General features: G+C 38.7%; 24 protein-coding genes. 8 read left to right on the forward strand and 16 right to left on the reverse strand.

Annotated features, from left to right (window positions below):
* Positions 1-190: 190 nt before the first annotated feature.
* From V7097_RS20090 to V7097_RS20125, 8 genes are all read right to left on the reverse strand, one after another.
* Positions 191-1,861: a glycerol-3-phosphate dehydrogenase/oxidase gene (locus tag V7097_RS20090; RefSeq protein ID WP_438824261.1), complete on the reverse strand. Its 1,671-nt coding sequence runs from the start codon at positions 1,859-1,861 to the stop codon at positions 191-193.
* 129 nt (positions 1,862-1,990) lie between these two features.
* Positions 1,991-3,481, reverse strand: a complete 1,491-nt coding sequence (glpK, locus tag V7097_RS20095) for a glycerol kinase GlpK (protein WP_335705431.1) — start codon at positions 3,479-3,481, stop codon at positions 1,991-1,993.
* 43 nt (positions 3,482-3,524) lie between these two features.
* On the reverse strand, positions 3,525-4,328 hold the full coding sequence (locus V7097_RS20100; RefSeq protein ID WP_335705432.1) for an MIP/aquaporin family protein: 804 nt from the start codon (positions 4,326-4,328) through the stop codon (positions 3,525-3,527).
* Between the two features lie 274 nt (positions 4,329-4,602).
* On the reverse strand, positions 4,603-4,848 hold the full coding sequence (locus tag V7097_RS20105) for an HPr family phosphocarrier protein (protein WP_335705433.1): 246 nt from the start codon (positions 4,846-4,848) through the stop codon (positions 4,603-4,605).
* Positions 4,849-4,896: 48 nt separating this feature from the next.
* Positions 4,897-5,295 carry a dihydroxyacetone kinase phosphoryl donor subunit DhaM gene (gene dhaM / locus V7097_RS20110; protein ID WP_335705434.1) on the reverse strand — a complete coding sequence of 133 codons (399 nt, stop codon included), beginning with the start codon at positions 5,293-5,295 and terminating at the stop codon, positions 4,897-4,899.
* Entirely contained in the window at positions 5,288-5,911 is a 624-nt protein-coding gene (gene dhaL / locus V7097_RS20115) for a dihydroxyacetone kinase subunit DhaL (RefSeq protein WP_335705435.1), read from the reverse strand. The genes dhaM and dhaL overlap by 8 nt, the downstream gene beginning before the upstream one ends.
* Positions 5,912-5,943: 32 nt before the next feature.
* Positions 5,944-6,939 (reverse strand): dihydroxyacetone kinase subunit DhaK, encoded by a 996-nt coding sequence (dhaK, locus tag V7097_RS20120; protein ID WP_335705436.1) that lies wholly within the window; start codon positions 6,937-6,939, stop codon positions 5,944-5,946.
* A 155-nt stretch (positions 6,940-7,094) separates the two neighbouring features.
* A complete protein-coding gene (locus V7097_RS20125; protein ID WP_335705437.1) occupies positions 7,095-7,754 on the reverse strand; it encodes an HAD family hydrolase in 660 nt (219 codons plus the stop codon).
* A 186-nt stretch (positions 7,755-7,940) separates the two neighbouring features.
* On the opposite strand from V7097_RS20125, the gene V7097_RS20130 reads away from it, so the two are divergent.
* Positions 7,941-8,381, forward strand: a complete 441-nt coding sequence (locus V7097_RS20130) for a disulfide oxidoreductase (protein ID WP_335705438.1) — start codon at positions 7,941-7,943, stop codon at positions 8,379-8,381.
* A 2-nt stretch (positions 8,382-8,383) separates the two neighbouring features.
* Positions 8,384-8,863: a thioredoxin family protein gene (locus V7097_RS20135; RefSeq protein ID WP_335705439.1), complete on the forward strand. Its 480-nt coding sequence runs from the start codon at positions 8,384-8,386 to the stop codon at positions 8,861-8,863.
* Positions 8,864-9,055: 192 nt separating this feature from the next.
* Here the strand turns inward: V7097_RS20135 and V7097_RS20140 are convergent, their stop codons facing one another.
* Entirely contained in the window at positions 9,056-9,454 is a 399-nt protein-coding gene (locus tag V7097_RS20140) for a DUF5365 family protein (RefSeq protein ID WP_335705440.1), read from the reverse strand.
* A gap of 261 nt (positions 9,455-9,715) precedes the next feature.
* Between V7097_RS20140 and V7097_RS20145 the strand changes: the two genes are divergently transcribed.
* The 4 genes from V7097_RS20145 to V7097_RS20160 all read left to right on the forward strand — a co-directional run bounded on the left by V7097_RS20145 (position 9,716) and on the right by V7097_RS20160 (position 13,305).
* Positions 9,716-10,642, forward strand: coding sequence for an RluA family pseudouridine synthase (locus V7097_RS20145; RefSeq protein WP_335705441.1), 927 nt, complete (start codon positions 9,716-9,718; stop codon positions 10,640-10,642).
* Positions 10,643-10,721: 79 nt separating this feature from the next.
* Entirely contained in the window at positions 10,722-11,594 is an 873-nt protein-coding gene (locus tag V7097_RS20150) for a sulfite exporter TauE/SafE family protein (protein ID WP_335705442.1), read from the forward strand.
* A gap of 78 nt (positions 11,595-11,672) precedes the next feature.
* Entirely contained in the window at positions 11,673-13,079 is a 1,407-nt protein-coding gene (gene pepV / locus V7097_RS20155) for a dipeptidase PepV (RefSeq protein WP_335705443.1), read from the forward strand.
* A 130-nt stretch (positions 13,080-13,209) separates the two neighbouring features.
* Positions 13,210-13,305 (forward strand): YjcZ family sporulation protein, encoded by a 96-nt coding sequence (locus V7097_RS20160; protein WP_335705444.1) that lies wholly within the window; start codon positions 13,210-13,212, stop codon positions 13,303-13,305.
* Between the two features lie 95 nt (positions 13,306-13,400).
* Here the strand turns inward: V7097_RS20160 and V7097_RS20165 are convergent, their stop codons facing one another.
* The gene (locus V7097_RS20165) at positions 13,401-14,330 is read right to left on the reverse strand and encodes an alpha/beta hydrolase (RefSeq protein ID WP_335705445.1); all 930 of its coding nucleotides are present in this window, start codon (positions 14,328-14,330) and stop codon (positions 13,401-13,403) included.
* Positions 14,331-14,603: 273 nt separating this feature from the next.
* Between V7097_RS20165 and V7097_RS20170 the strand changes: the two genes are divergently transcribed.
* Entirely contained in the window at positions 14,604-14,927 is a 324-nt protein-coding gene (locus V7097_RS20170; protein WP_335705454.1) for an OsmC family protein, read from the forward strand.
* A 169-nt stretch (positions 14,928-15,096) separates the two neighbouring features.
* Here V7097_RS20170 and V7097_RS20175 read toward each other — a convergent pair whose 3' ends face one another.
* Both V7097_RS20175 and proC read right to left on the reverse strand, forming a co-directional pair.
* The gene (locus V7097_RS20175; protein ID WP_335705446.1) at positions 15,097-16,023 is read right to left on the reverse strand and encodes a VanW family protein; all 927 of its coding nucleotides are present in this window, start codon (positions 16,021-16,023) and stop codon (positions 15,097-15,099) included.
* A gap of 391 nt (positions 16,024-16,414) precedes the next feature.
* A complete protein-coding gene (gene proC / locus V7097_RS20180) occupies positions 16,415-17,221 on the reverse strand; it encodes a pyrroline-5-carboxylate reductase (protein ID WP_335705447.1) in 807 nt (268 codons plus the stop codon).
* 118 nt (positions 17,222-17,339) lie between these two features.
* Here proC and V7097_RS20185 point away from each other — a divergent pair, with 118 nt between their 5' ends.
* Positions 17,340-17,477, forward strand: coding sequence for a hypothetical protein (locus V7097_RS20185; protein ID WP_335705448.1), 138 nt, complete (start codon positions 17,340-17,342; stop codon positions 17,475-17,477).
* Between the two features lie 36 nt (positions 17,478-17,513).
* On the opposite strand, the gene V7097_RS20190 is transcribed toward V7097_RS20185, so the two are convergent.
* The 4 genes from V7097_RS20190 to V7097_RS20205 all read right to left on the reverse strand — a co-directional run bounded on the left by V7097_RS20190 (position 17,514) and on the right by V7097_RS20205 (position 22,706).
* Complete coding sequence (locus tag V7097_RS20190) at positions 17,514-18,071, reverse strand: DNA-3-methyladenine glycosylase I (protein WP_335705449.1); 558 nt, start codon at positions 18,069-18,071, stop codon at positions 17,514-17,516.
* Between the two features lie 532 nt (positions 18,072-18,603).
* On the reverse strand, positions 18,604-20,928 hold the full coding sequence (helD, locus tag V7097_RS20195; RefSeq protein WP_335705450.1) for an RNA polymerase recycling motor HelD: 2,325 nt from the start codon (positions 20,926-20,928) through the stop codon (positions 18,604-18,606).
* 179 nt (positions 20,929-21,107) lie between these two features.
* Entirely contained in the window at positions 21,108-22,043 is a 936-nt protein-coding gene (locus tag V7097_RS20200) for an SDR family NAD(P)-dependent oxidoreductase (RefSeq protein ID WP_335705451.1), read from the reverse strand.
* A gap of 81 nt (positions 22,044-22,124) precedes the next feature.
* A complete protein-coding gene (locus tag V7097_RS20205; protein ID WP_335705452.1) occupies positions 22,125-22,706 on the reverse strand; it encodes a TetR/AcrR family transcriptional regulator in 582 nt (193 codons plus the stop codon).
* Positions 22,707-22,814: the final 108 nt, after the last annotated feature.

Raw genomic sequence — 22,814 nt, forward strand, 5'->3', positions numbered from 1 at the left:
CTTTTGCTTTGATCTCTTGGCTATCGGGCACGATTCAGACGCTTGCGTTTCCCTTTTGCTATAGTCTCATGGCAAAAGGGCACGATACAAACGCTTTCGTGCCTCCTTGACTTTTTCATTTAGGAAAAGTGTACGATTTACTGCCCCAGACCATAAAAAAACAGACGGATCCCTCCGTCTGTTTGACACATTACATATCCTCCCTACTTGGCTCAGTTGCGTCTTTGATATATGCTTCGACCTCAACTTCATAGCGATGTTTTTCATCTTCATTCCAGTTTAACTTCTCGGCCATATACGCAACGATCTGTTGCTTCCATTGGTTGACCCAATCAATATTGAAGAACATTGCCCCAGTTCGGCGAATGAGGAAATCGATTGGTTTTGTGACCATTTCATACTGGATTCCATATTCAATGGATGCAAGTATAGGAAGTGGAAGGCCGGCTTCGTTTACTTTATTTTTAGATTCCGCCATAATCCCTATTACTATATCGATGTTTGAACCATATAATCGTGTTAGTTTTTCTGCATCTTCATGAGAAATCTGGAACTCTTGAATTAACTGCTCCACTTTTTTAGCAACAAACCCGAGATACTTTTTCGAACCGCCAACGCTACCCCCTGAAATAGCCATATCCTTTGTTTGACACGGTTTAAGCCCAGTAAAACCTTCTTCCTCCAAAAGCTTTCCGACTTTGTCTACTATTGTTTCGGCCATTTTGCGGTATCCGGTTAATTTTCCACCAGCAATTGTGATTAAACCTGAATCAGAAACCCAGATTTCATCCTTACGTGAAATTTCAGAAGGGTCCTTTCCTTCTTCATAAATCAGTGGACGTACTCCAGCCCAGCTTGACTCGATATCGGAGTCCTTTGCTTTTACAGTTGGAAACATGTAGTTAATTGTATTAATCAAATATTCCCTGTCTTCAGCTGTGACGGTAGGGTGTGCAGTATCCTTGTCATAAAAAGTATCGGTTGTTCCGACGTATGTCTTTCCATCACGCGGGATCGCGAACACCATCCGTCCATCCTGGGTATCATAGTAAACGGCTTGTTCTAACGGGAACTTGGATTGGTCGATCACGATATGGACACCTTTAGTGAGCCTTAACACTTTGCCTTTTTTGGACTTGTCGGCTTCACGCATTTTATCAACCCATGGTCCTGTTGCATTAATAATTTTCTTCGCAAAAATTTTATAATTTCTTCCTGTCAATTGGTCGACTACATTTACTCCCTTGACCTTTTCATTTTCATAAATAAAGGATTCTACCTTCGCATAGTTGACTGCGTTCGTCCCTTTTTCGATAGCTTTTTTCATGACCTCAATCGTTAGGCGAGCATCATCTGTCCGATATTCAACATAGTAGCCGCCACCTTTAAGACCGTCCTTTTTAATGAGGGGCTCTTTCGCCAATGTTTGTTCAGCCGTTAGCATGGACCTTCTTTCTGACTTTTTCACTCCTGCTAAAAAATCGTAAACACGAAGGCCGATCGATGTTGAAAACTTTCCAAAGGTACCTCCCTCATGAAGTGGCAACAGCATCCATTCTGGAGTTGTTACATGTGGACCATTTTCATAGACAATTGCTCTTTCTTTCCCTACTTCAGCAACTAGGCCAACTTCAAATTGCTTCAAATAACGAAGTCCACCATGCACGAGCTTTGTTGAACGGCTTGATGTTCCGGCTGCAAAGTCCTGCATTTCAACAAGGGCTGTTTTGAGGCCACGGGTTGAAGCATCAAGTGCAATTCCTGCACCGGTGATTCCTCCTCCAATAATAAATAAGTCATAAACTTCATTTTCCATGTCCGCTAAAATCGAATGTCTATCGATGCTTGAAAACTTTGTCATTTGTCCCCACTCCTTAAAAGAGGTAGAAAAAAGAGACCACAAAAGACATTGCACATAGTGCCAATGCTCCTGCGGTCTCTCCCTAATCTCCTACCGAATTATTAACTTATCTATATAATAACATGCTTATCATTTGAATTCCATAGCTGCCTGTACTGCCTTTTTCCAGCCGCCGTATAATTCCTCGCGTTGCTCGTCACCCATAGTTGGTTCAAAAGATTGGTCGATTGCCCATTGAGTCGAGATTTCCGATTGATCCTTCCAATATCCAACAGCTAAGCCTGCTAGATATGCTGCTCCCAACGCTGTTGTTTCGTTAATTACTGGACGTTCAACCGGTACTCCTAAAATTCCACTTTGGAAATCCATGAGGAAGTTATTTTTAACTGCCCCACCGTCTACACGTAATGTTTTCAGTGAAATTCCCGAGTCAGCCTCCATTGCTGTTAAGACATCCTTTGTTTGGAATGCTAATGATTCTAAGGTTGCCCGCACAAAATGCTCTTTTGAGGTTCCACGAGTGATACCAAATACAGCCCCCCTTACATCACTATCCCAATAAGGTGCCCCAAGTCCTACGAAGGCTGGAACAACGTAGACACCATCTGTTGATTCAACCTTAGTAGCATACCCTTCACTATCCTTTGCGTCCTTAAACATGCGGAGCCCGTCACGTAGCCATTGAATCGCAGAGCCAGCGACGAAAATACTTCCTTCTAAAGCGTATTCAACTTTTCCGTTCAAGCCCCAAGCGATTGTGGTTAACAACCCGTGATTGGAGGGCACTGCTTTTTCTCCCGTATTCATTAACATGAAGCAACCCGTACCATATGTGTTCTTAACCATACCCTCATCGTAGCATGCTTGCCCAAAAAGAGCCGCCTGTTGGTCTCCAGCTGCACCTGCAATTGGTACCTCTTGGCCAAAGAAATGGTAATCAACCGTGTTTGCATATACTTCTGAAGATGGGCGTACCTCTGGTAGCATGGACTTAGGTACAGTTAAGTGCTCTAATAACTCATCATCCCATTTTAAATCATAAATGTTATACATCAATGTTCGTGAGGCATTGGAGTAATCGGTTACATGCGCATTTCCACCGGAAAGCTTCCAAATAAGCCAAGTATCAATCGTTCCAAAGAGAAGCTCGCCTGCTTCGGCTTTTTCTCGTGCACCTTCGACATTGTCTAAAATCCATTTTACTTTTGTTCCAGAGAAATAAGCATCGATTAAGAGACCTGTTTTTTCACGGAATGTATCGTTTAATCCATCTGCTTTTAACTCTTCACAAATGCCGGCTGTTTGACGGGATTGCCAAACGATTGCGTTATACACAGGCTGACCTGTTTCTTTATCCCACACAACCGTGGTTTCACGTTGGTTAGTAATCCCAATTCCTGCAACCTGCTCAGCTTTTACATTTGATTCAGATAAAACAGATGCCATGACTGCTAAAATCGAACCCCAAATTTCATTCGCATTATGTTCTACCCAGCCTGGCTTCGGAAAAAATTGAGTAAATTCCTTTTGAGCGACATGTACAATTTCTCCTTGCTGATTAAACAAAATGGCTCGTGAACTTGTGGTGCCTTGGTCTAACGAAAGAATGAATTTTTCCACAGTATTGCCCCCTCTTCACATACAATTTTATTCTTACTTAAAATTAAAACACGCTTGCTTGTTTTTTGCTACCTACATACGCAAGGATTAGAACCACAACCATTGCAATTAATACATACCAAAATGCACTTAGTAAAACACCCTCAAATACTGCCTTGTAAAATAGACCACCAAAGGATCCACCAAGTATTGGCCCGACGACAGGAATCCATGAATAACCCCAATTGGAGCTTCCTTTTCCTGGGATAGGCAATAAGAAGTGAGCAATTCTCGGCCCTAAGTCACGTGCAGGGTTGATCGCATACCCTGTAGTACCCCCTAGTGACATACCAATTACGACAATTAACAATCCAACAATTAAAGGATTAAGACCTTCTGTAAACTCGTTTGCACCAATTGCTAAGATACCCATCACTAGCACGAAAGTACCTACGATTTCACTAATTAGATTAGAAAAATTGTGAGGAATGGCAGGATCTGTTGAGAATACTGCTAATTTTGCTCCTTGGTCACTAGTAGCCTTCCAGTGTGGCAAATAGTGAGCAAACACGATTGCTGCACCAATGATTGCACCTATCATTTGAGCTGCGATGTAAGCAGGTACATCCGCCCATGAGAATGCACCCGTAAAAGCTAAACCAAAGGTTACTGCTGGATTTAAGTGAGCACCACTAAATTGTCCCACTGCATAAACCGCCATTGCAACTGCTAGCCCCCAAGCAAAGGTAATAACTACCCATCCACCGGCATTTGATTTGGTTTTGTTTAAAACCACACCAGCTACAACACCACACCCAAGGATTACGAGAATCATCGTACCAATTAATTCACCCATAAAAGCTGTCATCGAATTGCCCCTCCTTTTGTAAGCGTTTAAATTTTAGGTTAATAAAAGCTTGGGCACTGAATAATTGCAATAGCTATGTTAAAAGGATAAAGATGTAAAAAATAGCTGAATTCCCCCTAAAAAAACCACGACAAATCTAACCTATTGATAGGTGTTCATCGTGGTTCTCCAGCTCTCCGTCACTTTTATTAACTTACTACAACATATGACGGTTCCATTTAATACATGTCTAACATTTGTCATTTATTTGAATTTTTTAGAAACCTTAAGCGAATCAAATGAATTTCTCTAGCCATTCAAATGCTTCCTGTTCGTCTGGCCCTTCTACTCTAACTGTAATTCTTTGTCCTTCCCGAATTCCAGCACCCATTAATCCTAAAATACTCTTTGCATTATAGGATCTATTTTTAAGCTGAATTTCTACATTACTTGTAAATCTGCTAAGATTTTGAACCAATTCTCCAGCTGGCCTAGCATGTAAACCATCCTTAATTGTAACGGTTACCTCTTTCTCAATCATTGAATATCACTCCTACAAGGATTTAACGTATAAACGCCAATATTACGTTTATTCCAGATTGAGTTTATTTAGACCCCTTACTCCCTCCGCGGCACGTTGTACCTCATCTAAGGTGCTACCGCAGCCTGATTCAACCACTGCAACAAAGGAACCTTCAACAATTGGAGCATCTACTAGTTTTATATTTTCTCTATTTCCTAATAATTCAAGGGCCATTTCAGCATTAAGAAGTGCGCTTCCAAGGTCGAAAAAGAGGACCACTCCTTTTTCAGAATAGACAAGCTCAATGGCCTCTTTTATGGCAAAAACATCGGTTCCGATCCTACCATCCTCAGTTCCGCCTGCAATTGCAACAGGAACAGCTGGCTGAACTTGTCGTAATAATGCTTGTAGTCCTTTAACTAGCTCGAAGCTATGTGAAATGACCACAATTCCTACATTACTCATCCATGACTCTCCCCTTCCATGCCTCTGCTAATTTTTCAAAAAAGAAAAAGGAAGAAACAGCACCAGGATCTAGGTGGCCAATGGAACGTTTGCCTAAGTAGGCCGCCCGCCCTTTCTTAGCCTCGAGCTGCCCAGTTCCTTCCATACTTGATTTTGCAACAGAGAGAATTGCATCCCAGTCAACCGTAGTTTTCATTTGCTCTACAACTGGCTCCCAGACATCTACCATTGTTTTATCACCAACGTTCGCTTTCCCTCGAACCTTAATTCCTTCAAGTGAGGCAGAAAGTGCATCTGCAAATTCGGGTAGGGTGACCGATTTCTTGCCTTGTAGCGTATTAGCCGCTTTTAAAAATACCGTACCGTATAGAGGTCCAGATGCACCTCCTACCTTTGATAGAAGTGTCATCCCGATATCCTTACATATAGCTCCTAAATCTTGATAATCTGTTGTTGATATTTTCATAACAACCTGTTGAAAGCCTCTTGCCATGTTTAATCCATGGTCTCCATCTCCAATTGCTTGATCGAGGTCTGTTAGATATACTTTTTGTTCTTGGATTTTTTTATTAAGCTCCTCCATCCATTTCCTAGTTTGTTCTACACCAAACTCCATCGTATCCCCTCACATTCCTTGTTTAAATATACTTATCTCTTAAAAGCAACTGTATCTGCGTCTGCATTAAGTAATTCAGTTAATTGGTCATCTAATTTAAGGAGTGTTATAGAGCAACCTGCCATTTCGAGAGAAGTCATATATTCTCCTACAAACGTCTCATATACCTCAACTTCCTTCTCTTGTAATATTTTTGCGATTCTTTTATTTAAAATATAAAGCTCCATTAATGGTGTAGCACCTAATCCATTAATCATGACTGCAACCTTTTCATTTTTTGATAGTTGCATGTCTTCAAGTACCTTATCTAGTAAAATTTCAGTCACTTCATTTGCTGTTTTTATATCACCACGTTCAATTCCTGGTTCACCATGTATTCCCATTCCAATTTCCATCTCTGTTTCGCCAATTGAAAAACCAGGCTTTCCTGCAGCGGGAATGGTACAAGGTGATAAGGCCATACCCATTGATCTTACATTTTCGATTACCTTGTTTGCTACCGCCTCTACTTCCTCAAGTGATGCCCCAGTTTCCGCCATTGCTCCTGTGATTTTATGAACAAATACAGTTCCTGCAATCCCACGTCTTCCAGTGGTGTATGTTGAATTTTCAACTGCCACATCATCATTAACAATCACTTTTGCAACCTGTATACCATCTGCCTCTGCAAGCTCAGCTGCCATTTCAAAATTTAATACGTCTCCTGTATAATTTTTAATAATTAAGAGGACCCCTTTTCCACCGTCTACAGCTTTAATAGCTTCAAATACTTGATCTGGAGTTGGAGACGTAAAAACCTCACCGGCTACTGCACCATCAAGCATACCGGTTCCAACAAAACCTCCATGTGATGGTTCATGCCCGCTTCCACCTCCGCTTACTAACCCTACTTTCCCTTGAATTGGTGAATTTGCTCGAACAATAACCGAGGTATTCGGAACTTGCTTTACATGTTTTGGATGAGCTAATACAAATCCCTCTAGCATTTCGCTAACAACAGCTTCAGGTTGGTTAATTAATTTTTTCATTTCATCTTCCTCCTCTTTTTTAATCCTTGTACATCTTATTTAGGAAAAAAGCAGTAGAGAACAAAATTCAAAAATTCTTTATCTATATGCTAACTTAGTCTTTTTCAAAAAATAAAAAACACCACTTCATAAAAAAAGTGATGTTTTATCGAATACTATTTAATGTCAATTTTCTCTATTAATTTCTGTAACTGAACAGCTGCCATTGATTCTAATCGATCATCGACCTCACAGAAATCTAGATCCTTTGTTACTTGATTCGGTACAATTACACAGTACATTCCTGCACGTTTCGCTGCTAGAGCACCATTTGCAGAGTCTTCAAAGACAAGACATTCTTCTGGAGACACACCCAAGCATTTCGCTGCTTCTAAGTATAAAGTTGGGTCTGGTTTTACCTTTTCAACGTCATCTGAAGTCCGAATGCACTCAAAATAATCAAATAAGCACAGATTTTTTAGATGATTAGAAACCCAATCGTAAGTGGAGCTTGATGCTAGTCCGATTTTTAGTCCTGCTTTCTTTGCAGCTGAGAGATACTCCTCGACACCAGGTAATGCTCCTTCGTTCTTCATGCGCTCATTAAACCGGTCCCGTCTTATCTTTGTTAATTCCTCATGGTCAACCTTTGTCCCAATTTGCTCTTCTAAAAATGTAAAGGCATTGAATCCCGCTTGCGTTCCAATCACCTTTCCCCACACAGACATAGGAAGCTCAGAACCATGCTCTTGAAAGATTTCATTTAACACATTGTATTCATTTGTTTCTGTATCATAAATTAATCCATCAAAATCAAAAATAACTGCTTTAATCAATTCATCATCTCCTGGTTTATCTAATTCCACCTACTATTATAAGGAATTATTAAGCAATGTCCATTTTCCCCTCTTAACAATGGACACATTTTGTTCACAATATCTTCACTTCAAGATTTTACATTTTACAATCGTCAGCCGTGATAATATAATTGGTGAGTATACTTATGTGGAATGAGGGATTCGATGAACTCTAAAACAAATGAAAAGATGCTGGAGATGTATTTATTTATTGCTTTCGCTGCCGCATTAATATCCACGCTTGGTAGTCTATATTTTTCAGAAATCCAAAAATTCGTACCCTGTGATTTATGCTGGTACCAGCGAATTTTTATGTACCCTCTCGTTATCATTTTGGGAATCGCTATTGCTAAAAAGAACTACTCCATCGCGCTCTATACATTCATTCTTTCTATCATCGGTGGCTCAATCTCAATTTACCATTACCTTGTTCAAAAGGTCCCTGCAGTTGGTGAGAACTCACTTGCATGTGGAATCGTGCCTTGTACAGGCCAATATATAAACTGGTTTGGCTTTATAACAATACCGTTTTTGGCTTTAATAGGTTTTACAATCATTGCAATTGCTAGCTTTATTACATTAAAAAAGTTGAAAGAAGGGAAATAGATTTGAAAAAAATTGTCATTTTTACAGCAATTATCGTTGTTCTTTTTGGTGGGCTTGCGTTTGTTACAACAACACAAAACAAGCAAAAAGCTGAAGGAAATCCTTACGGGAAGGACAACTTAGATCCTGCAACACTTAATCAGCTAGATGATCCAAACTACCAAAATCAAATTTTACCTGACGAATTAGAAACAAAATTAGAAAATGGCGAAACTATGACTGTTTATTTCTATAGTCCAACATGCGTACACTGTCAAAATACTACTCCGGTAATCATTCCAATGGTTGATGAAATGGGTCTTGATTTGAAGAAATTCAATCTCCTAGAGTTTGAAGATGGCTGGAAAGATTATGGCATCGAATATACACCGACCTTAATTCATTTTGAAAATGGTAAGGAAGTTTCACGTATGGTCGGGTACAATCCAGACCATAATGAATATAAAAAATGGTTCGAAGGTGCAATGGCAAGTTCAAAATAATAGAAAATCCCTGCTCTACATTTTGAGCAGGGATTTTTTGTCCTTGTCTTGCTTCAGGCGCCATCGGCTCTATGGTCTAGCCAATCGCTTCGGGAGGTAAAATACACCTTCTGTCAGCGCTCGTCTTATGCTTTTCGCCGATATGCAGGCGCATTGCGCTTTTCTAGTAAAGGCTGCCGTTGCCTTTATGTATTATGCCAAATACTGATTTGCTGGTTTTGAATATTTACTTAACACTTCTTTGTTCTCACTTTGAAATTCTTCAATGGTGAACGGAAACAAATAACCATAATCATTTAAAATTTGCACATTCTTTGCAAAAATTTCCCCATGGTATTCCTGGTATCCTTCTTCTCGAATCGTTTCCAGAACTGCAATAAGCGCTTGAAGGCCTGATATGACTTTAAAAGCCTTATCCAATGTTCGATTATAGTAGACGTCTTCCTCTTTTGGCGCTAACACATTCCATTTTTCGAATTTTCCAATATACTCATCTTTAAAGTAAGTTGGGAAAATAGAAGAATACATATAGTCTATTAGCTCCGTAATATGATGTTCCTGTTCCGGAGTTGATGCTACTAAAATTTTCAATGTAAAACCCACCCTTGTAACTCCATAGTAATAAGACTAGAATAACATAGGTTTCTTTGTTTTTGGTACGGTAAGTCTTTCCTCCATAACCACCTTTCTCTTTCATTCACTTTGTGGATTGGATATACTTTTAAAATAGCAACATAATGGTAAAAGATGAACGGACCACAAAAGGATATGAAGTACATTTCGAGCTCATTTTTCGGTCAAAGTGGGCTTCATCGATCACCAAACAATATTTCGTTAAAAAGAGGTTATCATATGTTAACAAAAAGATTTGGAGAATGGTTCGAGGTGACGGTTCCTCGTGATTGGGAAGGTATGACCATTGAAGAGGTACTTAAGAATGTATGGTCGATGCCAAAGCAAATGCTACATCAATTACGTATGGAAAAAGGTGTGAAGCTTAAAGGGGAAGCCAGGCCATGGAACAGCCCCCTCACACACAATGATAAACTACAGGTCCATCTTTTTATTGAAGAGGATTTTGGAGTCGTGCCAGAGTATGTCCCAGACCTACAAATTTTATTTGAAGATGAGCATCTATTAATCGCGAACAAACCACCTGGAATGGATACACATCCGAACGATGAGGGCCAGCTTGGTACACTTGCAAATGCTGTTGCCTACCATTTCCAAGTAAACGGTGTTCAAACAAAGGTACGTCATATCCATCGACTTGATCAGGATACAACCGGTGCGGTCATTTTTGCAAAGGATAAACTCGCTTCTGCGATTTTAGACCGCAGACTGGAAAAACGGGAAATCAAACGAACCTATCTTGCCTTGGTACACGGAGTCATCAAACAGAAAAAGGGAACAATCGATGCAGCTATTGGTCGAGATCGTCATCACCCAACTCGCAGGAGAGTGTCTCCGACAGGGCAAAAAGCGATTACGAAATTTAAAGTCCTTCAAACATTGGCGAATAAAAAAATGTCCTTTGTTGAGCTTGAGCTTTTAACAGGCCGCACTCATCAAATCCGTGTACATATGAGCCATCTAGGCCACCCGCTTGTTGGAGATCTCTTATATGGTGGACAACCGATTGTTCCTCGACAGGCGCTACATGCAGCTCGTATAAGTTTGGAACATCCGCTAACAAATGAAAAAATCATGTGTGAGGCACCTTTCTTAGATATCCCACCTATTTTTGAAAATCTATCGGCCCAATTTTTCAAAGCTTAGGCCTAGTACACATGCGGAAATTGCTTTTTTCCTGTATAATCTAATACAAGTAGAAGTGACTAAGGAAAGGAGTTTGCCTTTGCAGGACTTACTTATTTACGTCATATTAGGCCTTTGTATTGGAGTAATGTCCGGCTTTTTTGGTATTGGCGGTGGGTTTATTCTTACACCAACGCTAATCCTAATGGGCTTTTCTCCAGTTATCGCAATCGCTACAAGCTTATTGTATACAGTTGCTACCTCACTTTCTGGAGTGGGGGCACATTTTCGACTGAAACATATTAAATGGGAGACCTCCATTATTATCGGAATAAGTGGGGTTGTTGCCACTCAGCTTGCACACCCATTTGTTATTTTCCTTGGACAATACAACCTAGAAAATACTGTCATTCCATTGATGTATTTAGCACTTACCTTATATTTTTCAATATCAATACTTGTAAGCAAATCTCCTAGCAATGAACAACAAATTCGGAAAACGAAACATGCTTATATAAAAATTGTATTAATCGGATTATTCGCCGGCTTTATTTCAACTGTATTAGGAGTAGGCGGTGGCTTTATTATTGTTCCATTATTAATGACTGTACTTGCTTACCAACCAAAATATGCAGTTGGTACAAGCCTGCTTAGTGTATTCATGATTGTTGTGGCAGGTTTTACAACCTATGCATCAACCGTCGAGCTTGATTATGGAGTAATCGGAAGCCTGATTGTAGGTGCACTTGTTGGAGGTCAGCTCGGCGCAAGGGTTACGAATGTATATGAAAATAAACAGGTACGGCATTTTTTAGCTGGTCTATATATCGCTACCGGAGTGAGTCTCGTATTTAAACTTTTACATTTAGACTTTGTCGGTTTGCTCATTCTATTTACCTATTGCTTATATATGCTTTTACATTTCTTATTTCATACTCTTAAAATTCGTCTCAAGGAAAAAGAAGTTGGGTAACAGCACCATCCCTATTATGTAGAGGATGGTGTTTTTTGATATAATTTTGGCAACGAAAAATCTGTTTGAGGTGACAAGATGAACTTTTATGATGAAGTATTGAAGAGAAAAGATGACCTAATCTGGGATTTACAAACTATCTTAAAGATTGAAAGTGTTAAAGATCTTGAAAGTGCAACGAAAAAGCGGCCAATGGGTGATAAAATTGGCGAGGTGTTGGAAACCATGCTTTCAATCACAGAGTTTGCTGGATTCAAGACAACTAATATTGAGGGAATGGTAGGGTATGCAGAGTATAGCCCCGCTAAAGCCGAGGATTACATTGGGATCCTTTGTCACCTGGATGTTGTTCCTGCAACTGGCGATTGGGAGACACCTCAATTTGAACCAACGATTCATGATGGAAAATTATATGCAAGGGGCGCCATCGATGATAAAGGCCCAACGATCGCTGCTTATTATGGACTCAAGATCGTGAAAGAGCTTGGTCTACCTTTAAAACATAATATTCGCTTGATCTTTGGAACCGATGAAGAAAGTGGCATGAGCTGTATGAAAAAATATGTTGAAGTTGAAAAAGCGCCATTAGCTGGCTTTGCACCTGATGCGGATTTTCCCATCATTCATGCAGAAAAAGGACAAATCAATGTAAAGCTAGGACTACAAAATGTGTCAACCAGTGAAAATGGAGATCTATCTCTCCTCTCCTTTGTTGCAGGTGAAAAAGGAAATATGGTGCCAGACGTAGCCGAGGCGATAATCAGTGGTCAGAACGATACACTCGTTCCGCAATTTTTGAAGTTTTGCAAGGAAATAGGAGTCGTATATTCCTATTCACAAGATGGAAATCAAACAATGCTTAAGTTAGTTGGGACTTCAGCACATGGAATGGAACCTCATAAAGGGGTTAATGCTGCACTTCTTTTAGCTGCATTCCTACAGCAATATTCGTTTGAAGAAAGCGCCAATCAATACATACAATTCATATACAAAACGCTCTATAACCAATTCAAAGGTGAAGGTTTTGGAATAGATTTTTCAGATGATATTTCTGGTCCTCTTACCGTGAATGCTGGGATCTTTACATTTAAGAAAGACGTAATTGCTGAGATTCACTTAAATATTCGATGCCCAGTTGAGACAAATTATGAAAACACAATCGAAAATTTAACAAAAACTGTAGAATCCTATAGCTTTAAGATTACTTCCATTACCACTAAAGAACCACATCATGTTCCAAAGGATTCTCCGATGATTAAGCTCCTCCAGGAGGTGTATGAAGCAGAAACAGGTGACGAGCCAACTCTCTTAACAACAGGTGGCGCTACATATGCACGCTTTATGAAAAATGGGGTTGCCTTTGGGGCCGTATTCCCAGGTAAACCTATGACCGCTCACCAAAAGAACGAATACATTGAAATCGATGACTTATTAAAAGCAACTGCTCTTTACGCACACGCAATCTATCGATTAGGAAATTTATGATTACAAAAAAAGGTTCCTCCTTACGTATCTAGGGTTGAACCTTTTTTTTTGTTTTCTCCATGTTTGTCCATTACGGATTCAATATTCTTTCATAACATAAAGTAACTTTTATATGAAGGAGGTGCTATTTATGAGCTTTGATGGCCACAGCAACATCAGCATGACCTTTACGTTAGTTGTAGTATTATTTGTCCTATTAATCATTGTAGGAGTTTCCTTTATTTGAATCTAGTCTATAGGTTTTAAGCGCATCCACCGCGTATCCCTATAATATCTCCTTTTTAAGGTGTTTCAGAGGCGAAAGCCTTTGAGACCCCTTTTTTATTTGTGCATATTTAACCAATTGACAACATCATAGAAAACATCCTCTTTGTTCAGTTCATTTAGGATTTCATGTCGGCTATTTTCATATAGTTGGACTGTTACATCCTTGATTCCTATTTTTTTGTACATATCTGCTGCTTGGAGAACTCCTTTTGAATTGTTACCGACCGGATCCTTGTCCCCTGCTATAAAGTACATCGGTAACTTTTGAGGAATATTTTTATTCGTGCTAAGGTTATTAACTTTTGCTACTCCATCAACAAGGTCATAAAAGAAGCCCGCTGTGAAAATACCACCACAAAGTGGGTCATTGATATACTTGTCTACTTCTTTGTCATCCCTTGAAAGCCAATCAAATTCAGTTCGATTTGGACTGAAGGCTTTATTGTAGCTACCAAACGTAAGCTTGTTCATAAGCGGACTCTTGGTTTTCTTTCCTTTACGTTTTATTTCAAGCTTGGCAATTCCAAGTCCGACCTTTCCAATGAACCCTGGGTCTCCTCCTGTTCCCGATAATATTACGCCTGATAATTGATTACCATGTGTTTGTATGTATCTCCGTGATAAAAAGGAGCCCATGCTGTGTCCGAATAGAAAAATCGGCACGTTGGGATGACTTTTTTTAATTAGATCTGTTAGCTTAAGCATATCTTCAACCACTCGTTCAAACCCATTTTCATCTGTAAAAAACCCCATCAGGTTTACGTTTGCACCTGTTTTTCCGTGGCCACGATGATCATTTCCATAAACGATATAGCCTTCTTCAGTGAGTGCCTTTGCAAATATATCATAGCGTTCAATATGCTCGGCCATACCATGAGCTATTTGAACGATTCCTTTTGATATTGCTTGGCTTTCACCTTCCCACTTTTTACAAAAGATCGTGACACCATCATCGGTTAAAAATGTAAAATCCGTACAAGTCATCACCTTATCCTCCTTTTACGTCTATTTTATTCTGTAAATTAGATTATAGATATGGATTAGGTATTCGTTATTTTCAGTTAAATCCCTTTCGTGTTTCCATTTTTTGTGCATATAATAAAAGTAGAATGTTAGAACATAGATGAGGGGAATGAATAAAATGAGTTCTTTACAGTCAAAGGTACTTGGACCGGAAATAGAAATGGCGAAGGTACGATTACGACAGGTGGACTGGAAACAGTAGTTTCGGCTCCAAAGCAACTTGATGGACCAGGAATTGGCGCAAATCCTGAGGAATTTTTAATTGCTGCCTCCACAAATTGCTATATGATTACCCTTGCGACCATTCTGTCAAATCGTGATCTTGAATACACTCATCTTGAGGTTGAAACGGAAGGAACAGTGGGCAAAGATGGAAAGCGCCTAATCTTCGAAAAAATTGTTCATAAACCAGTTATTTTTGTAAAACAAGCAGATGATGAGTTACAAGAAAAGATGATTCAACTTGCTCATCGTGCAGAAAAAGCTTGCTTCATTTCACAAACACTCAGGGGCAATGTTGAAGTAACCGTTGAACCTGTTGTTAATGTGATTGGATAATGTTTTTGTACACCTCTTGCCTGAGTTGCTCTCAGGTGAGGTGTTATTTTTTTGAATTTTTTTAACGACCATATAATAATAAGGGGTTTAACCCCCTCTGATTAAAGTTGAATCTATCAATATTATACAGAAAAAAAGGCCAGCAGCGCTGACCTCCTATATGACGTTTTTAGTTAGATACATAATTTGCTGCAGAACGAACTTCGACTGTAATTGAACTAGCGTTTACAGTTGTTTTCAAAACAACTGGATATGGACGGTTATTCGCAAACTTAAAGTCCAAATAAGGGTAAGCAACTGTTGCATCTTGGCCTAGTGGAACATATCCTACAGGTTTTGAGTGGTGATGAAGCTGGATGATTTCAAGACCGGCTTTTGCAACTGCGTTATAAAGAGTACTTGAAGTTTGGCATATTCCTCCCCCATACCCTGGGACAAATTCCTGATTGACAATAACGGTCGCTAGCGCATATCCATTTTCCTTTGATCCATTTCCAACCACATTGTTAAAAGAAAAACGATCGCCAGGTCCTAACACTACATCGTTCACTTCATTTGCTGACTTTGATATATTAAAGTTTCTTCCCGTTACAGATGGGTCGAAATAGGTTGTAAAGGTCCCAAGGACAACATCATTAATGCCTTGAACTTGATCCTGTGTAACATTTGGATTGGTTTCCTCAATTGGAAGAACGACTTGTTTATTAAAAATAGAATCATCTAGTATTCTAGTAACAAGCTCATCTTCTTTTAAAATCATTTGACTTTCCCCACCCTGCAATTCTCCACTAGCACTAAGCTTTACTGGTTTCATTGGGCGGTCAATCGTCGCTGCTAAATCACTTGCTAATTGTATTGCTTTCTCTTTAAAGACTTCTTCATTTTGGAACTCATCTCGGTTCAAAACTTCGACGACACTATTATCACGTGGATCTATGATGGAAATCTCACGTGTGTCCATCACTTGCTTAGTTTCAATCGTTTCAGCAGCTGCAACATGATGTAACTCCACACTCACTGCTTCTTTTTTCTCGATGAGACTACACCCACTCATCAATAATACTCCTAATAATAATGGCAATGTTGTTTTCTTCAAATTACTCTCTCCCATAATTTAATTGTTGGTGGACAAAGTTACAAATATTAAAAATGGTTAACAAAAGAACTTACTAGGAATTTTATTAAAGAAAACAGAATATATTCCAATTTACTGCAAGTTCTTCAATTGCCTTCTCTTATATGGGAAATAGACTAAGATAATGTAGAATAGAAGCAAAATTGTAGTGAAAGTTGAAGTTTTACGAAAAGAAGGAGGTAACCTTTTTCACCTTATTAGACGTCAAGAAACTTATATTTGTTACATTTTATGTAATATTTGTTATATTTTTATTATACATTCTTTATAAAGAACAAATCAACTAAAAAATCTGCAATCAGAGTAAATTGATTGCAGATTTTATTGTTTATTGGAACCACAAGAACCGTCCCTATGGTCCCAGTTGTTTTGATTTTTGAGTGCAGCTTTCCATCGCTGCGAATATGCTTGCACGGAAGCCTTGTTTTTCAAGGGTAGCGACTGCTTGGATGGTTGCGCCACCTGGGGTGCAGACATCGTCTTTGAGTTCGCCGGGGTGTTTATCGGTTTCTAAGACCATTTTTGCTGCTCCTAGTAGAGCTTGTGCTGCAAGCTTGTACGCTTGTTTTCTAGGAATCCCTTGCATAACAGCACCATCAGCTAACGCTTCAATAAACAAATAAGCATAAGCCGGGGACGAACCACTCACTGCAGGAATGGCATCCATAAGCTGTTCATTGATGACCTCAGCCTTTCCAAATCCTTCAAACAGACGGACAATTTCAGATAAATCTTCAGTCGTCACATACGAGTTGACGCAAAGAGCACTCATCCCTTCTCCGACTAATGAAGGTGTATTTGGCATTGAGCGTACTGTCTTCATTGGTCTTTGAAATTGTTGTTGTATAAAATCAAGAGTAATCCCAGCAGCGATTGTAATGATTATGGTATTATCTTTGACAACTTCTTTAACCTCGTTTATTACTTCAGCATACAAATTAGGTTTAACAGCTAAAAACAAATAATCTACACTTTCTGCAACCTCTCTGTTGTTTAGAGTTGCTTTAATTTCATATGCTTTTTCCACGAATTGAAGGGTTTCCTCCGTTTTTGCACTTACGATTATCTGCTGTGGAGTTGCGACCTTGGAAGCGATCATCCCCTGAATCATCGCTTGAGCCATTTTTCCACAGCCAATAAAACCAATCTTTCTATCCATGTTGAACCTCCTAACTATTTTATTATAGTGAAGTTATGGTGATAATGCGAAACTTCCATAGGCTATACATACTATTTAAGTAAACGGACAAACTAGTCCAAAAAAGAGGTGAAAAATTATGAGTCGATTTGAAAGACTTCTTGACACCGTATTTGGGTATACGGGCTGGCATGATCTCACAAATACATTGGCTACCAGAGAACAAGAAATGGGGTATCTGTATGATGAGGAAGATGAAGACAATCCCATCATCTAAGTAATCAGGGGCATCCATTGAATGGAGCCCCTTTTTTTATGTACGATGATAACATTGACAGCTCATAATATGGTCGTTTACCATCCCTGTTGCTTGCATAAATGCATAACAAATTGTCGAGCCGACAAATTTAAACCCGCGCTTTTTTAAATCTTTGCTTAACCGGTCACTAATTTCCGTTGTCGCTGGTACTTCATCTAAGCTTTTAAAATGATTTTTAATCGGTCTCCCATCCACAAAGGACCAAATATATGTATGAAAACTTCCAAATTCCTCAACGACATGAAAATATGCTTTTGCGTTTGTGACGACTGCGTTGACTTTTAGGCGATTTCGAACAATTCCTTCATTTGATAAAAGCTCTTCTATTTTCTTTTCATCGTATGTAATGATTTTTGCTGGCTCAAAATTGTCAAATGCCCTCCGATAATTTTCACGCTTTTTCAATATGGTGTACCAGCTAAGCCCAGCCTGTGCTCCTTCTAAATTCAAATATTCAAAGAGCAAACGGTCATCGTATACGGGGACACCCCATTCATGATCATGATAGTCAATATAAAGAGGATCCTCATTCACCCAGCCACATCTTTTCAAAACTCTCCCACCTTTTCAAATTAGATAAGAAAATTATAACAAAGCGCGGGGAATAAAGGAGCCTCCAACTTATTTCCGTTATTCTCTAGTCCCCGCTAGCCACTCCTGGTAGCAGGCTTTACATAAAGTTTCTTCACTCTCTCCTTCAACATTCACAAACGCGACATAAGTGAAATCTTTCATTTTCGAAAGCATCTTGGCAATAAAAGCAATTTGTTGTCATCTTTTTTACCTCCAAAATGTATAATGTTTTTCCTTATTTTTAGCCATCTGTGCGTAGTTTTTTCAAGTAAATAATATCCAAATTCCAAATGCGAAGCGCCTTGAAAAAGGAACATCGACTAACTACTGCCACGTCCTGTGGCAAACGTCGATGTCAGCACTTCCTCGAAAATGCGGAGCATTTTATTCGTGCGATGTTTATACTGTCGAAGCCTTCCTTGTCCTGTGCAAGTCCGACTAGCAAATAACCTGAGGGGCTAGGCGCTGTAGCTGGACAAAATTAAAGAGCCAGCATACGCTGACTCGGTTTTTACACTTCTATATATTTTTCCTTATCAATTCCATCAAAGAAAAAGCTTCTGTGCCCAATCGAAAATAGCTGGAGTTCGTGCATAGCACGTGTACAGGCTGTATAAAAAAGCTTTCTTTCATATTCTCTTCCATACATTTCATTTGAAGCGTTATATATAATAACTGCGTCAAACTCGATTCCTTTTGCTAAATATGTTGGCAAAACGAGAACACCTTTATCAAATTGATAGGTCTCCTGATTCATTAACCGAACAGGCACTTCATTTTTCAATGCATTAAAAGCTTCCTTGCTCTCTGCTTCCGTTTTGCAAATCACTGCAATCGTTTCATGTCCCTTTATTTGAAGATCCTTAATTTTAGTTAGAACTTCTTTGTGAAGTTCCTCTTTCGTCTCCACTTCTTTGAATAGAGGAAGTGCTCCAGAACGGTTAAAGGCTTGAATTTCATTACCACCAGCCACAATTCCTTTTGAAAAATCAACAATCTCCTTTGTGGAACGATAGCTTTTCTTCAATTGAATGACTTCTGATTTATCTTCCTCATAGAGCTCAGGAGAAAGAAGAGTTGGTGCATTCATCGAATGTGCATAGATCGCTTGATTGTAGTCCCCAAGTATCGTCATGCGACAATTCGGAAACAACTTCTTCAAATATTCAAATTGGAATGGTGAATAATCCTGAGCCTCATCGATGAATAAGTGGCGAATACTTGTATTTGATTTTTTTCCCTCAATTAAATCCTGTAAAAAAAGAAAAGGAGTAGCATCCTCATAAATCAAGTGATTTTGATCCAATTTTTTAGTTGTATACGAACAAATTTCACTCCATTTATCCGGTAGCACTTGCTCTTTCGTATGTGTAAATAATTGCTTGTAGATTCCTTTACAATCAAGGTATTCAAGCTTTTTAATAGTGGCTTTGATTGGTTTAAAATGCTTCCTGATAATTTCCTTAGCGATTAATTTCTCCTCACGTTCATAATCATCAAAAGTATCCTCAGAGAACTCCTGCTTTTTCTGCAATTGTTTAAAAATTTCAAGATGGTCCTCCTTATCCATCAGTTCAGCTTCCTGAAGAACCCAATCTTTCTTTCGTTCTTTTCGCTCGATTTTGATCACTTCTTTTATTAGCCACTCTGTAACCTTCATAAGTCGATTTGGAATTGAAATGGTCGGATCCAATGAGTAGAAATACTCCCCAATCGATTCCTTTGAAATGATTTTTTTCTTTTTAAACTCAATGTCTTTAAAAAGAAGACCTTTTTCTCCAAGTTCTTTTACATATGAATGAATGAGTTCCTTAAATTCTAGGCTTGCTTTGTAGTGAATCGCTTGGAGTCTTACATCATAATCAGGTTGATCCATCTCTGTTAACAAGTATTCCATTTGTGAAAATGGATCCTCTACATTAAATAGACCTCCTAAGCGATGTTCTACGTATTCCTGAAATGTTGATTGTTGCATATTTTCTTCCCCAAGCTCTGGAAGAACGGTCGCTACATAGCTATTAAAAAGGGGATTTGGTGAAAAAAGCATTATACTATTGGAGCTAAGCTGTTCACGATAACGATATAGTAAATAAGCAACACGCTGTAAGGCAGCTGATGTTTTGCCCGAACCAGCAACACCCTGTACAATTAAATAACGGCTTTTTTCGTTTCGAATAATTTTATTCTGTTCACGTTGAATCGTTGCCACAATGCTCTTCATTTGTGTGTTGGCATTATTGCCAAGTACCTCTTGTAGCATTTCGTCCCCGATTGTAACCCCTGTATCGAACATGCTTTTCAGCTTTCCATTTTTAATGATATATTGCCGTTTTAATGTCATTTCTCCTTCAATCGTTTCAAATTGGGTATCATACTTCGCTGGACCCGGATAATAATCATAGTACATACTTGAGATGGGGGCTCTCCAATCAAAGATTAAAAATTCTTCTTCGTTTTCATCAAGTAATGATGCAATTCCAATATAAATTTTCTCTTCACTTGGCTCTCCATTTTCGGCAAAATCAAATCGACCAAAATAAGGTGATACCTCTAGTCTTTCAAGTATTTTTATCTGTTTATAAATCTGCCGATGATTTCTTTCACGTTCACCTAATAGCTCGGACTGCTGTTTAATGCTTTGAAATGTTTCAATGACATCATCAGGTTCATCAAGATTGACAGTTACATCTTCCCAAAACGTATTTCGAAGGTCGACAATTTCACCTTTAAAGTTTCCCACCTTCGATTCGATGGTTGCTTTCTTACTTTCAATGACCTCCAACACATCTTCAAGTCTGTCTTGTTCCTGAATCCAGTCTTTATTTTGCTTCTCCATGAACACCACTCCTCGTATACGTGAACTTTTCTTCTCTACCCCTGAAAATGAATAGTTGACAAACATAAAAAATTGTTATAAACTTATAATAGGGTATAATGAACGCATTTATTTATTCGATCTAAAAAAAGACAGAACAATAACATCTTACCATGTTGTTCTGTCTTTTTCAATGCTTTTTAGTTATTTACCCTCATGTAATCCAAGGTTCTTTTTATACCTTCTTCATAAGGTGTTGCTGGTAAAGGACCGATTTCCTGCTCATATTTTGATCCATCTAATACCACCGGATCCTCTGTTAAATACAGCATCTCTACAACCTCTCTCATTTGTTTATCAAAAATGCCTAAAAATTGAATCATACCCTTTGTTACAGTCGAAACGGACTTTTGATAATTTATATGACCGTCTGCAATGCTTATGACTTTTTCACCAGAAATCACTCCTGCTGCTGGAATATTCCAACTTTGTCCATATGCCTTATCATGTAAGGCAAGCTCGACTATTGCTTTTGCCCCATCTGGTGTATATATATACTCCCGAGCATTTTGTTGGTTACCAACGAACATGGCCTTTTTGTTTTGAACCATTTTATTAAATGTGTAAGTCAGCATGGCATTAGCTGCATTTGGTCCATAAAAGTCCGGAAAGTGCACATTAAGAACTGGGATATTTGCCTGAAAAGCTATTTTCCCAAGCTCCACCCTAATTTTCCCTTTTTTTGTATGAGGATTTTTTGAATACTCTTCATTCACTTTACTTCCATTTCCACGACCATAAGCATAAATATTATCAACAATCGCAAGCTTACAATTTGCCGATTCTGCTGCTTCGACGACATTTCTCATTAGAGTTGGCTGTTTTTCATACCATTCACTATAAGGTATATTGACCGCATGAAAAATAACATCAGTACCTTTTGCCGCATTTATTAGATCTGTCTTTCTAAATACATCTCCCGTAACGATTTTCACTTTATCACTGTTGTTAAAAAGATTCTCTAATTTCTCCTTGGTTCTTGCAAAAGCAATTACCTCAATCCCTCTTTCCACTAACTCTTCAACAATTGCATAACCCATTCCACCTGAAGCACCTAATACTAAAGCCTTTTTCATAAAATCATCTCCTCTTATTATATTTATTAACCAATGGTCAATAAGATGCAAAAAATAATTCCTTCACAAAGGGAAAGTATTTTACACTTTCCCGTCCAATATTGGCTTTAAGATATATTCAACATGAGATTGAGCCAATTTTTTTACATTGTCATAGGTTTGGTTGCTTCGACAATAATGTGTAACAAAACCATGGATCGATAAGAAAAGCGACCAGATATCCTGAATACTTGCTTTCTGGTTGGTTAATTTCGAAATGGCATTTGCAAACATTCCATAGCTTTCAAGTGGCTCCTGTTGAATACAGCTTTTTACCTCTTCATCATTAATTAGAAACATTAACTCATATTGGCTTTTATGGGTAAGCCCAAATTCAATATACCCTAATAAAATCTTTTTCACTTTCTCGTCTCGCGCCAGGTCCTGAGTGATAATTTGATTTAATACATCGTTAAGTAATTCAAAATCCTGAACAACCATTGCATAAAATAAATCAGCTTTATTTTTAAAATGATAATAGATTGCGCCATGGCTATAGTTTAATTCCTTTGCAATCTGACGCATGGAAACATGTTGATAGCCTTTCTGAACAAATAGTTCATGAGCCACATCCATTATTTTTTCACGTGATAATTCCTCTTGAACCTGTTTTCTCGGTGACATTTAACATATAACTCCTTTAATCAAATACGCATTGGCGTATTTGCGCCCGGTTTTTTTCGAGCAAGCTCGAAAAATTTCCTTTGAAAAATCGTGGCATCCGCCTGAGGC

Source organism: Bacillus sp. JJ1562, assembly GCF_036962705.1.
Lineage (GTDB): Bacteria > Bacillota > Bacilli > Bacillales > Bacillaceae_L > Ferdinandcohnia.